Source organism: Neptuniibacter sp. 2_MG-2023 (assembly GCF_030547495.1).
Taxonomy (GTDB): domain Bacteria; phylum Pseudomonadota; class Gammaproteobacteria; order Pseudomonadales; family Balneatricaceae; genus Neptuniibacter.
Window position 1 is genome coordinate 1 of sequence record NZ_JAUOQC010000007.1, and the last position, 13,142, is coordinate 13,142.

A 13,142-nucleotide genomic window follows, 5' to 3' on the forward strand; every position below is an offset into this window, starting at 1 on the left:
CTAACCAATACTAATTGCCCGTGAGGCTTGACCATATAACGCCCAAGGCGTTTGGCAAGTGATTGATTAGATATAGAATAAACACGATAGAGAGTAACGAATTAGCGTGTGTAGAAAAAACAAGGTTGAGTCTGGCAACAGACTCCCTTCTAAATCAAAATGAATTTGAATCTTAATTGTGACAGTTTTGCTTGGCGACCATAGAGTTGTGGAACCACCTGAATCCATCCCGAACTCAGACGTGAAACGCAATATCGCCGATGGTAGTGTGGGGTTTCCCCATGTGAGAGTAGGTCATCGCCAAGCATTTATTTAGAGAAACCCCGGTTACTAGGTAGCCGGGGTTTTTTGCGTCTGGGGCTTAGATTTATAGTGCTTAGTTATATAGAGTTCTAGGGTATATAAGGTAAGTACTTTTAATCTGAATAATGTTGTTGTATTCGACTTCTATTTTTTTGTGCTTACCTTCATAATTAGACTCATCGCTAGTCAGTAGTTCTAGTATAAATTGTTGTCAGCTATAGTGGGTGTTATGTATAAAGAAGAAGATATCCGTCGTTTAAGGTGGCAGAGTCGTAGGGGCATGCTGGAACTTGATGTGTTATTTGTTCCATTTGTAGAAGAAGCTTTTGCTGATCTTGAAAAGGATGATCAAGATCGCTTTGTAAAGCTGCTTGCTTGCGAAGATCAGGACCTTTTTGTTTGGCTTATGGAGCGGGCAGTACCTGATGATTTAGATCTGCAACGGATTGTGAGGATTATATTGGAGCGTGTTCAACCTAAGTAATCTCCATATAGGACAATCTCGCACTCTGCTATATATTTGTAGTGGGGTGCATTTTATTGCGCTGTACTCTATTTTTGTTTCGTTTATTCCTACGTTCCATAAATCTCTCTTTTCTTTGTTTGTAGTAATGAGTTTTGCTTATTTTATTTATAATAGGCTATGTAGAGACTCGTCTTCGATAGTCTCTATTGGTTGGTCCGCTGAAAATGGTTGTATTCAGCTTTTCCTGAGAGATGGTATGCGGTTGGATGTGGCGGAGTTAAAACAGACGTCTGTTTTACCCTTTGTCATTTGTTTACTGTGTAAAGTTGAAGAGCGCCTATTTCCTATTCCCGTTATAGTGTTTTGGGATGCTTGTACGCCTCAAGAATTTCGTCGTCTAAGAGTGTTGGCTTTACACTGTTCGGTAAAGCCTAATAGCGAAGCTGTTCAATAAGGGGAGGGTGCTTGCTTCGCCCTCTCTTTGATTTAGTTCCAAGAAAAGTTAATAGGAGTCAGGATAGTATCTATGGGCTCTGCGCCTAGTTCTGGGTAATCGAGAGTATAATGTAGCCCGCGGCTTTCGTGACGAAGCATAGCTGAGCGTATTATTAAATCTGCTACCACTGCTAAATTGCGTAACTCTAAGAGGTCATTGCTGATTTTGTAGTTACTGTAATATTCGCTGATCTCATGGTGTAAAAGGTCAATACGATGTTTTGCCCGTTGTAGGCGCTTTGTAGTACGCACTATACCCACGTAATCCCACATAAAGCGTCGTATTTCATCCCAGTTGTGGGAGATAATCACATCTTCATCAGAATCAGTTACTTGGCTTTCATCCCATGCAGGGATTAATGATTTGTCGAGAGGTGCTGCTAAGGAGCTGCAAACTTCTTCAGATGCTGATTTTGCATAGACTAGGCACTCAAGTAATGAATTACTAGCTAGCCGGTTAGCGCCATGTAAACCCGTAAATGAGGTTTCGCCTATAGCATAGAGGCCAGGGATATCGGTGCGTCCTTTTTCGTCGGTAACAATGCCTCCACAGGTATAGTGGGCAGCGGGTACGACAGGGATAGGTTCTTTAGTGATATCAATACCTAGCTTTAAGCACCGTTTATAAATGGTCGGGAAGTGCTCGCGTATAAAGGTTTCGGGTTTGTGAGATATATCTAGAAATAAACAATCACAACCTAAGCGTTTCATTTCATGATCTATAGCGCGAGCGACAATGTCTCGGGGCGCTAATTCACCGCGCTTATCAAATTTATGCATGAACTGTTCGCCATCAGGTAGTAATAACTTTCCACCTTCACCACGAACGGCTTCTGTAATTAAAAAGGATTTTGCTTGGGGGTGGTAAAGGCAGGTAGGGTGGAATTGATTAAATTCCATATTTCCCACACGACAGCCCGCACGCCAAGCCATGGCAATACCATCTCCAGTTGCGCCATCTGAGTTGCTTGTATAAAGGTAAGCTTTAGAAGCGCCTCCGGTTGCTAAAACGACATGGGGTGCTTGAAATACTTCTACGTGGCCTGTTTTTCCATTCAAGATATAAGCTCCGACGCAACGGTTGTGTGCTAGACCGAGCTTGCGGCGGGTAATAAGGTCAACTGCAATGTGATCTTCAAAGAGGTCTATATTAGGCGATGCTTTTGCACGCTCTATCAGTGTGCTTTGTAGTGCTTTGCCTGTTGCATCGGCAGAATGAATAATTCTTCGATGGGAGTGGCCCCCCTCTTTTGTTAGATGGTAATCATCACTCTCTTGTGTGAAGGCAACGCCTTGTTGAATTAACCAGTCAATACTCTCTTTGCCATGGGATACCGTAAATTCAACGGCGGAAGGGCGGCTTAATTGTCCTCCTGCTGTCATCGTATCCTCTATATGAGCTTGTGTACTGTCGGTTGTATCTAAGACTGCGGCAATACCGCCTTGAGCTAACCAAGTTGATCCACTTTTTAGTTCTCGCTTGCTAAGGACCGCCACGCGCGCGTTTTCAGCAAGGTGTAACGCCATACTTAGGCCTGCGGCTCCGCTACCAATAATTAAAGCGTCGTAGTGGTGGTGTTGTGTCATTTGGTTGCTCTTTATATGCAAGTAGAAATTGCTGTCGGGCTATTTTACTGACAGAAATTCTGTAGAGGATAGTGTTTTATGGTAATTGTTAGAACTTTTAATGCGCAATTTAGCATTTTTTTACGTGTTGAGGGAACTTCATCTTATTTCTAAGCTCATAGTAGTTGTCCCGACACTCTTGATGAGAGTTGAATATAGTAGAAGCAAAAGAGATACTTTGGCTGCTTTAGCCTCTATGCTTATAGTAATGAGTCTCATGGAAAGAATCTAAGGAATATCGAGTGTCAAATGAGAGCCAAACAGTAGTTGATCAAAAACTTGTCGAACGCGTTAAAGCAGGCGACAAAACAGCGTTTGATCTTTTGGTTAAAAAGTACCAACACAAGATTATTGCGTTAATTGGTCGTTATGTATATGACTTCCATGAAGCTCAAGATGTAGCCCAAGAAACATTTATTAAGGCATATCGAGCACTTCCAAATTTTCGCGGTGATAGTGCGTTTTATACGTGGTTGTACCGTATAGCCATTAATACGGCTAAAAACCATCTGGTTTCACGCGGTCGTAAACCTATAGACGTTGATGTTGACGATGCACAGTTTTTTGAGGGTGATCATCAATTGAAAGACATAGCGACGCCCGAAAATGAACTTTATAAAGATGAGTTGGACTTAGTGATTAAGCGTACGTTGAATCGATTACCAGAAGATTTAAGAATGGCGCTTACCCTGAGAGAGTTTGAGGGTATGAGTTACGATGAGATTGCGCGCGTTATGGATTGTCCCGTTGGGACGGTAAGGTCTAGGATTTTCAGGGCGCGGGAAACATTAGATAAAGAAATTATGCCTTTAATGGCAAGTTGATTGCAGAAATGATGAAATTTGAGGTACACAATTATGACTGATCGATCTATTGAGTCTGTTTCTGCACTTATGGATGGTGAAGTAACTGATTTTGAACTCCGCCGTACATTAGCGCGGATTGAGAGCGAACCTGAGCTTGCAGAAACTTGGCAGCGTTACCATTTAATTCGGTCTGCTATACGTAGCGAAGATGGTAATGGAATCGCTGTAGATATAAGTTCAAGTGTTATGTCTGCTTTGGAATCTGAGCCTGAGTTTCATTTGGAAGATGGATCTACTGATTCAGAAAAAGCGGTGAGTAAATCTCATTTTCTTTGGAAACCAGTAGCAAGTATGGCCGCTGCGGCATCAGTAACCGCGATGGTTATTCTTGGGGCGCAGAACCTTTCTCAGCCTGAAGAGTCGACTATTGCTGATAACCGTCCGAGCTATTCTCTTCCAACGGGTACGCTTTCTAATGATATTGTTCGAGCACAGTTTGGCAACCGTTCTAATATCGAAGTTGAGAGTCAGCAGCCTGAAATTATCCGCTTACCTCAAGGTATAGATCGTTATATTGAACAGCATGAGCATATGCTGAAAAAACAAAAACCTAATTGGCAGGCTTCATGGCTTCCAGACGGTTTTAGTGGGCTACGTAGTGATGTTATGCCTCACGCGGAAGTGCAAATTTTTAGTAACGGACGTAATACGTTTAGTGTTTGTGTTGAAAACTATGGACATCAATCAGTTTCAGAAGGGGTTGCCCAGTCTGGAAATATGGTTGCGGTAGGTAAAAGAATTGGTGATCAATTTGTTACCGTTGTTGGTGATGTTCCTTTGATGATCGCTGAAAGAATTGCGTCTTCAGTAGTGAAAAAATGATTCAAGAAAACGGGAAAGTCGTTGACGTTAACTCGCAAGGTGTGTGGGTTGAGACAGTCAAGCAAAGTGCATGTGCGAGTTGTGCTGCTAAAAACGGTTGCGGCCAGAAGTTGTTAGCATCAGTAGGTCAGGGTAAACGTTTTATTTTCCGCGTGAATAACCCAGATAACTTATCGGTTATTACCGATGATGATGTGCTGATCGGAATTGAAGAGGGGGCCTTTCTTAAGGCCACTGTCTTTATGTACCTTATGCCGCTTATTGGCCTTTTTGCAGGAGCGGTTATTGCCGATGCCTTAGGATTTTCCGAAGGTTGGATGATTTTAATATCTTTTTCCTCATTGTTAGTAGGCTTCTTGCTTGTTCGTTTTGGAAGCTATTCTCTATTCCGCTCGTGTAAGTACCAGCCTACGTTAATGAAAGTAATTTAACTTTATTTCTGATAGTTATAGGTGATTTTGATATGAGATATTTATCTAAATTCATTTTTGCTTTTTTGATTTTGTCCGTACATTCGGTATCAGCTGCCAACCTTCCTGACTTTAAATCTCTTGTAAAAGAAGCTTCTCCAGCAGTTGTAAATATTAGTACAATCCAGAAGGCTGATAGTTCCGAAGGGTACTCTTTAGTTGGTCCTAATGGCGAAGAGATTCCCGAAATTTTTAAGCATTTTTTTAGAATGCCGGAGTTTGAGCAAGGAGAGAGGCCAAAGCACCAAGCCCCTCAATCTTTAGGTTCCGGTTTTATTATCTCTGAAGATGGCTATTTGCTTACCAATCATCATGTTGTCGCTGATGCAGATAAAGTCATTGTTCGACTTGCTGATCGGCGTGAGTTAGAAGCTGAAGTGATTGGCTCGGATAAACGCTCTGATGTGGCATTGCTTAAAATTGATGCTCATAACCTGCCAACCGTTGAATTAGGTAAATCTAAAGATCTCGAAGTGGGTGAGTGGGTACTGGCTATAGGATCTCCTTTCGGATTTGATCATAGTGTTACGGCCGGTATTGTTAGTGCGAAAGAACGTGCCTTGGCGAACGAGACATACGTTCCTTTTATTCAGACTGATGTAGCGATTAACCCAGGTAATTCCGGTGGGCCTTTGTTTAATCTTGATGGTGAGGTTGTCGGTATTAATTCGCAGATATACACGCGTTCTGGCGGCTTCATGGGGTTGTCATTTGCTATTCCCATTGATGTGGCTATGAATGTTGCGGATCAGTTGAAAGCAGATGGTTATGTTACGCGTGGGTGGTTGGGCGTTATTATCCAAGAAGTGAATAGGGATTTAGCTGAATCCTTTGGATTAGACAAACCCGCAGGCGCATTGGTTGCGAAGGTTTTGCCTGATAGTCCCGCCGATGAAGCTGGTTTGCAAGCGGGTGACGTGATTTTAAGTTTTGAAGGATTAGAGGTAACGCTGTCGTCTGATCTCCCTCATTATGTAGGGCGAGTTAAACCTGGTGTTAAAGCCAAAGTAGAAGTAATGCGCGCTGGAAGAAAGCAAACAATCAATGTGAAGATTGGTGTTTTACCGAATCAAAACCAGCTAGCAAGTGCGGGACAGGATAAATATAACGCAGATACATTAAATCGTCTGAATGTTGATGTAGTAGAATTAGATGAGCAGAGACGAGAAAAATGGCAAGTGAGTGCTGGAGTTGTTGTGCGTCGCGTTATGCCAGGGGCTGGCTCTAATTCTGGTTTAATGGTTGGTGATGTGATTACTATGTTGAACGGTGAGCAGGTTGGTTCTGTTGCTGACTTTAATCGAATCGCAAGCTCTCTTCCTGTCAATCGGTCTTTACCTATGCGGATCGTGCGTAGGGGTAGCCCAATGTTTATTCCTTTAAGAATAGAGTAAGAATGTTAGAAAAATAAAGGGGTGTTTTAGCCCCTTTGTTTTATTTTTTTGTGGGTCAAAAAAACCATAAAAAATATCGAAAAAGATGCACTCTATTTTTCGTGGCTCATATAGAGCAAATACTGTAAACTTGCGCCTTTCCAGCGAGTTAAGAGTAATGGTAGCCATCAAGTGAGCAGCCTAAAACATATCCGAAATTTTTCAATTATTGCCCATATTGACCATGGTAAGTCGACTTTGGCTGACCGCTTTATCCAGATGTGCGGTGGCCTTAGTGAACGTGAAATGGAGGCGCAAGTACTCGATTCAATGGATATCGAGCGTGAGCGTGGTATTACCATTAAGGCTCAGAGTGTAACTTTGGATTACACCGCCAAAGATGGGCAAACCTATCAGCTTAACTTTATCGACACGCCTGGACATGTTGACTTTTCATATGAAGTGTCACGTTCCCTTGCCGCTTGCGAAGGGGCTTTGTTAGTTGTTGATGCTGCACAAGGTGTAGAAGCCCAATCTGTTGCCAACTGTTATACGGCGATAGAACAAGGGTTAGAAGTTGTTCCTGTTTTGAATAAAATCGATCTGCCTCAAGCTGAGCCTGAAAGGGTTCGTATGGAGATTGAAGAAGTTATTGGTATTGATGCGACAGAGGCCGTGACCTGCTCCGCAAAAAGTGGCTTAGGTGTGATTGATGTATTAGAGCATCTTGTACGAGATGTTCCTCCACCGCAAGGCGATGTAGATGCACCGCTTCAAGCACTGATTATAGATTCATGGTTTGATAATTATTTAGGTGTGGTTTCCTTAGTACGTGTTAAACAGGGAACATTAAGTAAGAAAGACAAGATCTTAGTTAAATCTACAGGACAGAGCTATCAAGCGGAATCTGTAGGTATTTTTACACCTAAACGGACAGAAACAGGTGTGCTCAAAGCTGGCGAGGTTGGCTTTGTTGTTGCTGGTGTTAAAGATATTCATGGTGCGCCGGTCGGGGATACATTAACCCACCAGAAAACGCCTGAAGTTGACATGTTACCTGGTTTCCAAAAAGTGCAGCCTCAGGTCTACTCGGGGCTGTTCCCAACGAGCTCTGATGACTATCAAGATTTTCGTGAAGCACTTGATAAACTGACGTTGAATGATGCATCACTGTTCTTTGAGCCTGAAACATCAGATGCCCTTGGTTTTGGTTTCCGTTGTGGTTTTCTTGGTATGCTTCATATGGAGATTATTCAAGAGCGCTTAGAGCGAGAGTATAATCTTGATCTAATTACCACAGCACCTACGGTAATTTATGAGCTTGAAATGAATAACGGTGATGTTGTTAAAATCGACAGCCCGTCCAAGCTGCCAGATCCGGGTTCTATCAATGAGATGCGCGAACCTATAGTGGAAGCTAATATCCTTGTGCCGCAAGATTATCTTGGGCAAGTTATAGGCCTTTGTGTTGAAAAACGCGGCGTTCAAAAAGAGATGAATTATGTAGGTAATCAGGTTCAAATCTCCTATGAACTGCCGATGGCTGAAGTGGTTTTAGACTTTTTTGATCGCTTGAAGTCGGTTAGCCGTGGTTATGCATCGCTTGAATATAACTTTGTGCGCTTTGAACCTGCTCAGTTGGTACGCATGGATATTTTGATTAATGGCGATAAAGTGGATGCTTTAGCGATTATCTTACACAGAGATAATGCGCAGTATAAAGGGCGTCAGCTTTGTGAAAAGATGAAGGAAGTTATTCCACGTCAGATGTTTGATGTTGCAATTCAGGCAGCATTAGGTGGAAAAGTTATTGCACGAACTACAGTAAAAGCACTACGTAAAAACGTATTAGCTAAATGTTACGGTGGTGATGTGAGCCGTAAGAAGAAACTGCTTGCGAAACAGAAAGCAGGTAAAAAGCGCATGAAGCAAGTAGGTAATGTAGAGATACCTCAGGATGCTTTCTTAGCAGTATTAAAAGTAGATAGTTAATTTTTAAGGGCAGTATAGATGGATTTTGATTTTGCACTAATACTTGTAGCGCTGACGTTTGTATCAGGGCTTGTGTGGTTTTACGATAAAATATCACTTAAGCCGAAACGTGAAGCTAAATTAAGTGCAGCAGCTAATCAAGTGGATGGTGAGCTTTCAGAATCCGTTAGAGCTGAGATTGAGCGTGAGTCCGGTTGGGTGGATACAGGTAGATCAATGTTCCCTGTATTACTTATTGTCTTGGTGCTGCGTTCTTTTCTGGTTGAGCCTTTTCAGATTCCATCGGGCTCAATGTTGCCAACCTTAAAAATTGGTGATTTTATCTTAGTTAATAAATTTCATTATGGGTTACGTTTGCCTGTATTGAATACTAAGATTGTGGAGATCAATGAACCTGAACGTGGTGACGTGATTGTATTTAAGTATCCGGAGAATCCGTCGATTAATTATATTAAGCGAGTGGTAGGTTTGCCGGGTGATATTATCCGTTATCAGGATAAAATGCTCTTTATTAACGGAGAGGCACAACCTCAATCGTTATTGGCTCAGTTACCGCCTAATCGTCCAATACAGCAACTTTTGACAGAAAATTTGGGTGGTGTAGAGCATCAGATTAATAAAGATTTGGCGCGACCTTCTCAAAATATGCAATGGACAGTACCTGATAATCATTATTTTATGATGGGTGATAACCGTGATAATAGTAATGACAGTCGTTACTGGGGTTTTGTATCTGAGGACTTACTAGTTGGTAAGGCATTTGCTGTATGGATGCATTGGCCGACTTTCTTGAGCTGGCCAAAATTTGGCGACGTTCGTGTGATTGAGTAATGGAATGGAGAATGGAATGAAACCTACTCGTAAGCAACAAACCGGCGCATCATTTTTCTCAATTTTGATTGTCTTATTAGTCGCAGGCTTTTTCTTTTCTGTCGCATTTAAGCTGTATCCCGCTTATCTGGAGTATAATACGATCGATTCAGTATTGACTCAGGTAAGTACAGACAGGGACGAATTGACAAAAAGTATGGGTACTTTGAAACTAGATATTGGTAAAAAGTTTCGTATCAATCAAGTGAAGTTACCCCATAAAGACTCCTTGATCATTACTAAAAAAGAGGGCGTGATTCGTTTTGTCCTCGATTATGAAATACGTGTACCAATGTTTTATAACGTTGACGCAATGGTTAAATTTGAAAAGCAATATGAAGCAATAGCACCTTGATAAAACCAGCATCTGAATTATCCCGTCGTATAGGCCATAGCTTTACCGATGAGTCGTTGTTTGAATTAGCATTGACTCATCGAAGCTGTGGCAAAAAGAATAATGAGCGCTTAGAGTTTCTAGGCGACTCCATTCTCAATTTTGTTATAGCTGATGATCTTTTCAAACGCTTTCCCAAGGCCAAAGAGGGTGAATTAAGCCGTCTACGTGCTCGTATGGTAAAGGGTGTTACTTTATCTGAAGTTGCGCGCGAGTTAAATTTAGGCGACTACCTTCGTTTGGGGAGTGGTGAGCTTAAAAGTGGTGGTTATCGCCGCGACTCAATTTTAGCGGATGCAGTTGAAGCGATTATCGGTGCTATCTACCTTGATACAGATATGGAAACTGCACGTGGCTTTATCTTGTCTTGGTTTAAAGAACGGTTAAGCAAACTTGATCTGAACGAGTCTATGAAAGATTCAAAAACGCGTTTGCAGGAGTTTCTGCAATCACGTCGCCTATCTTTGCCTGAATACACATTGACTAATGTAGAAGGCGAAGCCCATGCACAGACATTTTATATACAATGCAGCGTGGAAGGTCTACAGCAAGCAGCTAAAGGTATAGGTAGTAGCCGTCGTCAGGCGGAACAAGAAGCTGCTAAAAATGCACTCATTATTCTACAGGTAGAAAAGTAAAATGGCTGAAGATTTAATGCACCTGTTGGATGAGAAGTCTCATAACCCTGATCAGCGTTGTGGCTTTGTAGCAATTGTCGGCCGTCCCAATGTAGGGAAATCAACGCTAATGAACCATATTCTGGGTCAGAAGTTGAGTATCACTTCCCGTAAACCGCAAACTACACGTCATCAAATTATGGGGATTAAGACAGAGGGCGATCTACAGATTGTCTATGTTGATACGCCCGGTTTACATAAAGATGAAGGTAAAAAAGCCCTTAACCGCTATATGAATAAAGCGGCGTCGGATGCTTTACGTGATGTGGATCTTGTGGTTTTTATTGTTGATCGTACGGCTTGGACTGAAGAAGATCAGCTTGTTTTAGATAAAGTGAAGCATGTTCGTTGCCCCGTTATTTTGGCAGTTAATAAAATTGATCAATTAAAAGATAAAGCTTCGTTGCTCCCTCAAATGCAGTCTCATGCAGGACGTATGGATTTTGCGGAGATGGTTCCTTTGTCAGCCAAAGATGGTCATAACGTTGAGCAGTTAGAAGAGCTGATTGCTAAACATATGCCAAAAGGGATGCACCATTTTCCTGAAGACCAAGTAACAGATAAAAGCTCACGCTTTATGGTTTCAGAGATGGTCCGTGAGAAACTGATGCGTAACTTAGGTGATGAGATTCCTTATGGTACAACCGTTGAGATAGAAGAGTTTAAGTATGCTCAAAACGGTGTTCTTCACGTAAGTGCATTAATTCTTGTCGAGCGTGATGGTCAAAAACGTATAGTGATTGGCGATAAAGGTTCACGAATTAAAACCGTTGGTCGTGATGCGCGCTTAGATATGGAGCGTATGTTTGACTGTAAAGTTATGCTTAATCTTTGGGTGAAAGTTCGTCGAGGTTGGGCTGATGATGAACGAGCCCTGCGTAGCTTAGGTTACGATAATAGCTAATTTGCATTCCGTATGAGTCAAACAGATCAGCAGGCGGCTTATGTACTTCATGGTCGCCCTTATCGAGATACCAGTCTCCTTGTTGACTTTTTTACTTTGGAATATGGAAAAATCCCCGCTGTTGTTCAAGGCGCGCGCCGCCCCAAATCTAAATTGCGGGCTAGCGTTCAGCCTTTTGTACCTGTTCAAATAGGCTGGCGTGGACGGAATGAGTTAAAAACCATTACCCAGGCAGAGCCTGTCGCCGCGATGATGTTTCTTAATGGTGATGCATTGCTGTGTGGTTTGTATGTTAATGAATTACTTTCTCGAACGCTTCAGCCATTTGATCCGCACCCTCCACTTTATGTCTATTATCAGTATGTACTTAATGAGCTTGTATCGGGTAAAGATATAGAAGGTGCCTTGCGCACTTTTGAGCATCGTTTGTTAGATGAGTTAGGTTACCTTCCTGAACTCGGGAATCAACAGGATGAACAGATCTATCTCTTGGATCCTGAACATGGATTTTCCATTTTAAGTAGTCGTGATATAAGTGACAAACGTAAGCCTTTCTGTTTTTATGGCTGGCAGTTAAACGCAATTTCAGATGATAATTATGAAAACCCCCAAGTTCGGCGAGCATCGAAACGCCTTATGCGTGCGCTCATAGATCGCGTGCTTGGTTATAAACCGTTACGCAGTCGAGAACTGTTTCAAAAAATGTAAGGAGCACAAGGTGATAGAGCCGTCCCGTCTTTTGTTAGGTGTAAATATTGATCATGTTGCAACGATTCGCCAAGCAAGAGGCACCCGTTATCCCGATACTGTTCAGGCGGCGGCATTAGCAGAAGAGGCCGGTGCTGATGGTATTACTATTCACCTGCGTGAAGATCGTCGCCATATTCAGGATCGTGATGTTTTTCTGTTAAAAGAAACTTTACAGACGCGGATGAATTTTGAAATGGCCGTGACTGATGAAATGATTGAAATTGCGGAAAAGGTAAAGCCTGCCCATTGTTGTTTAGTGCCGGAAAAACGCGAAGAGCTGACGACTGAAGGTGGTTTAGACGTAGCGGGGCAGGAATCACGAATTAAAGATGCCTGTAATCGTTTAAATGCGGCGGGTATCGAAGTTTCTTTATTTATCGATCCAACGTCTGAACAGATAGATGCCACTATCCGTTGTGGAGCCCCGGTGATTGAATTACATACAGGAGCTTATGCTGATGCAGAAAACTCCTTGGAGCAGGTGGCAGAATTAAAACGAATTAGAGATGCGGCTGCTTATGCTTATCAAAAAGGCTTAATTGTAAATGCTGGACATGGTTTGAACTACCATAATGTTGAGCAGATCGCTGAAATCCCAGAGATGAATGAGCTTAATATTGGACATGGCATTGTCGCACGAGCTTTGTTTGTTGGTCTTAAAGAAGCGGTGTCTGAGATGAAACAGCAGATGCTACAAACGCAAGCACGTATTCAGCCATTAAGAGATGCGCTGAAAAAATGATTGTCGGTGTTGGTACAGATATTCTTCAAATTAGCCGTTTGCGAAAAGCTTGGGTAAGAACACCTAAGCTAGCAGAGAGAATTCTGACCTCTGACGAACTTGCACTTTGTACCGAAGCCCATGACCCTGCTCTGTTCTTAGCTAAACGCTTTGCTGCAAAAGAAGCGGTGACAAAAGCATTAGGGACTGGAATAGGGCGAGGGGTGAGTTGGAAGCATATCGAAATCACCAAAGATAGTTTGGGTCGTCCTTTAGTCGTTTTAACTTTAGGTGCGGCTGAACGGGCATCCAGTTTAAATGTGGCCAATCTTCATCTTAGTTACAGTGATGAAAAAGATTATATAGTTGCATTTGTTGTGGCGGAAAGTAGTTAACCTGACGGTATATAGGAA

The 13,142-nt window shown here is 42.3% G+C and carries 15 protein-coding genes and 1 rRNA gene; 15 read left to right on the top strand and 1 reads right to left on the bottom strand.

The window, feature by feature from the left end; all coding sequences use genetic code 11:
• The first annotated feature begins 190 nt into the window (after positions 1-190).
• From rrf to Q4486_RS08225, 3 genes are all read left to right on the top strand, one after another.
• Positions 191-306: ribosomal RNA gene (gene rrf, locus Q4486_RS08215) — 5S ribosomal RNA — on the top strand.
• A gap of 226 nt (positions 307-532) precedes the next feature.
• Positions 533-787, top strand: coding sequence for a succinate dehydrogenase assembly factor 2 (locus tag Q4486_RS08220; RefSeq protein WP_303519040.1), 255 nt, complete (start codon positions 533-535; stop codon positions 785-787).
• A 238-nt stretch (positions 788-1,025) separates the two neighbouring features.
• A complete protein-coding gene (locus tag Q4486_RS08225) occupies positions 1,026-1,223 on the top strand; it encodes a hypothetical protein (RefSeq protein WP_303519041.1) in 198 nt (65 codons plus the stop codon).
• A 32-nt stretch (positions 1,224-1,255) separates the two neighbouring features.
• Here Q4486_RS08225 and nadB read toward each other — a convergent pair whose 3' ends face one another.
• A complete protein-coding gene (gene nadB / locus Q4486_RS08230; protein WP_303415711.1) occupies positions 1,256-2,851 on the bottom strand; it encodes an L-aspartate oxidase in 1,596 nt (531 codons plus the stop codon).
• A 281-nt stretch (positions 2,852-3,132) separates the two neighbouring features.
• Here nadB and rpoE point away from each other — a divergent pair, with 281 nt between their 5' ends.
• From rpoE to acpS, 12 genes are all read left to right on the top strand, one after another.
• Complete coding sequence (rpoE, locus tag Q4486_RS08235) at positions 3,133-3,714, top strand: RNA polymerase sigma factor RpoE (RefSeq protein WP_067869033.1); 582 nt, start codon at positions 3,133-3,135, stop codon at positions 3,712-3,714.
• A gap of 33 nt (positions 3,715-3,747) precedes the next feature.
• On the top strand, positions 3,748-4,578 hold the full coding sequence (locus Q4486_RS08240) for a MucB/RseB C-terminal domain-containing protein (protein WP_303519042.1): 831 nt from the start codon (positions 3,748-3,750) through the stop codon (positions 4,576-4,578).
• Positions 4,575-5,009, top strand: a complete 435-nt coding sequence (locus Q4486_RS08245) for a SoxR reducing system RseC family protein (RefSeq protein WP_303415709.1) — start codon at positions 4,575-4,577, stop codon at positions 5,007-5,009. Before Q4486_RS08240 ends, Q4486_RS08245 begins: the two co-directional genes overlap by 4 nt.
• A 32-nt stretch (positions 5,010-5,041) precedes the next feature.
• The gene (locus Q4486_RS08250; RefSeq protein ID WP_303415708.1) at positions 5,042-6,442 is read left to right on the top strand and encodes a DegQ family serine endoprotease; all 1,401 of its coding nucleotides are present in this window, start codon (positions 5,042-5,044) and stop codon (positions 6,440-6,442) included.
• Between the two features lie 171 nt (positions 6,443-6,613).
• Positions 6,614-8,413: a translation elongation factor 4 gene (gene lepA / locus Q4486_RS08255; RefSeq protein ID WP_303415707.1), complete on the top strand. Its 1,800-nt coding sequence runs from the start codon at positions 6,614-6,616 to the stop codon at positions 8,411-8,413.
• 18 nt (positions 8,414-8,431) lie between these two features.
• Entirely contained in the window at positions 8,432-9,244 is an 813-nt protein-coding gene (lepB, locus tag Q4486_RS08260) for a signal peptidase I (protein ID WP_303415706.1), read from the top strand.
• A gap of 16 nt (positions 9,245-9,260) precedes the next feature.
• Positions 9,261-9,638 (top strand): DUF4845 domain-containing protein, encoded by a 378-nt coding sequence (locus tag Q4486_RS08265; RefSeq protein WP_303415704.1) that lies wholly within the window; start codon positions 9,261-9,263, stop codon positions 9,636-9,638.
• Positions 9,635-10,315, top strand: coding sequence for a ribonuclease III (rnc, locus tag Q4486_RS08270; RefSeq protein ID WP_303415702.1), 681 nt, complete (start codon positions 9,635-9,637; stop codon positions 10,313-10,315). Before Q4486_RS08265 ends, rnc begins: the two co-directional genes overlap by 4 nt.
• Before the next feature lies 1 nt (position 10,316).
• Complete coding sequence (gene era, locus Q4486_RS08275; protein WP_303415701.1) at positions 10,317-11,258, top strand: GTPase Era; 942 nt, start codon at positions 10,317-10,319, stop codon at positions 11,256-11,258.
• Between the two features lie 12 nt (positions 11,259-11,270).
• On the top strand, positions 11,271-11,966 hold the full coding sequence (gene recO / locus Q4486_RS08280) for a DNA repair protein RecO (protein ID WP_303415700.1): 696 nt from the start codon (positions 11,271-11,273) through the stop codon (positions 11,964-11,966).
• 10 nt (positions 11,967-11,976) lie between these two features.
• Positions 11,977-12,750 (top strand): pyridoxine 5'-phosphate synthase, encoded by a 774-nt coding sequence (pdxJ, locus tag Q4486_RS08285; protein ID WP_303415699.1) that lies wholly within the window; start codon positions 11,977-11,979, stop codon positions 12,748-12,750.
• A complete protein-coding gene (gene acpS, locus Q4486_RS08290) occupies positions 12,747-13,124 on the top strand; it encodes a holo-ACP synthase (RefSeq protein WP_303415698.1) in 378 nt (125 codons plus the stop codon). The genes pdxJ and acpS overlap by 4 nt, the downstream gene beginning before the upstream one ends.
• The last annotated feature ends 18 nt before the right edge of the window (positions 13,125-13,142 follow it).

What these genes read in the sequence shown, in the direction of transcription:
- acpS (WP_303415698.1), top strand. Translation starts at nt 12,747, where the DNA reads ATGATTGTCGGTGTTGGTACAGATATTCTTCAAATTAGCCGTTTGCGA.
- era (WP_303415701.1), top strand. Translation starts at nt 10,317, where the DNA reads ATGGCTGAAGATTTAATGCACCTGTTGGATGAGAAGTCTCATAACCCT.
- recO (WP_303415700.1), top strand. Translation starts at nt 11,271, where the DNA reads ATGAGTCAAACAGATCAGCAGGCGGCTTATGTACTTCATGGTCGCCCT.
- nadB (WP_303415711.1), bottom strand. Translation starts at nt 2,851, where the DNA reads ATGACACAACACCACCACTACGACGCTTTAATTATTGGTAGCGGAGCC.
- Q4486_RS08250 (WP_303415708.1), top strand. Translation starts at nt 5,042, where the DNA reads ATGAGATATTTATCTAAATTCATTTTTGCTTTTTTGATTTTGTCCGTA.
- Q4486_RS08245 (WP_303415709.1), top strand. Translation starts at nt 4,575, where the DNA reads ATGATTCAAGAAAACGGGAAAGTCGTTGACGTTAACTCGCAAGGTGTG.
- Q4486_RS08240 (WP_303519042.1), top strand. Translation starts at nt 3,748, where the DNA reads ATGACTGATCGATCTATTGAGTCTGTTTCTGCACTTATGGATGGTGAA.
- Q4486_RS08220 (WP_303519040.1), top strand. Translation starts at nt 533, where the DNA reads ATGTATAAAGAAGAAGATATCCGTCGTTTAAGGTGGCAGAGTCGTAGG.
- lepB (WP_303415706.1), top strand. Translation starts at nt 8,432, where the DNA reads ATGGATTTTGATTTTGCACTAATACTTGTAGCGCTGACGTTTGTATCA.
- Q4486_RS08225 (WP_303519041.1), top strand. Translation starts at nt 1,026, where the DNA reads ATGCGGTTGGATGTGGCGGAGTTAAAACAGACGTCTGTTTTACCCTTT.
- Q4486_RS08265 (WP_303415704.1), top strand. Translation starts at nt 9,261, where the DNA reads ATGAAACCTACTCGTAAGCAACAAACCGGCGCATCATTTTTCTCAATT.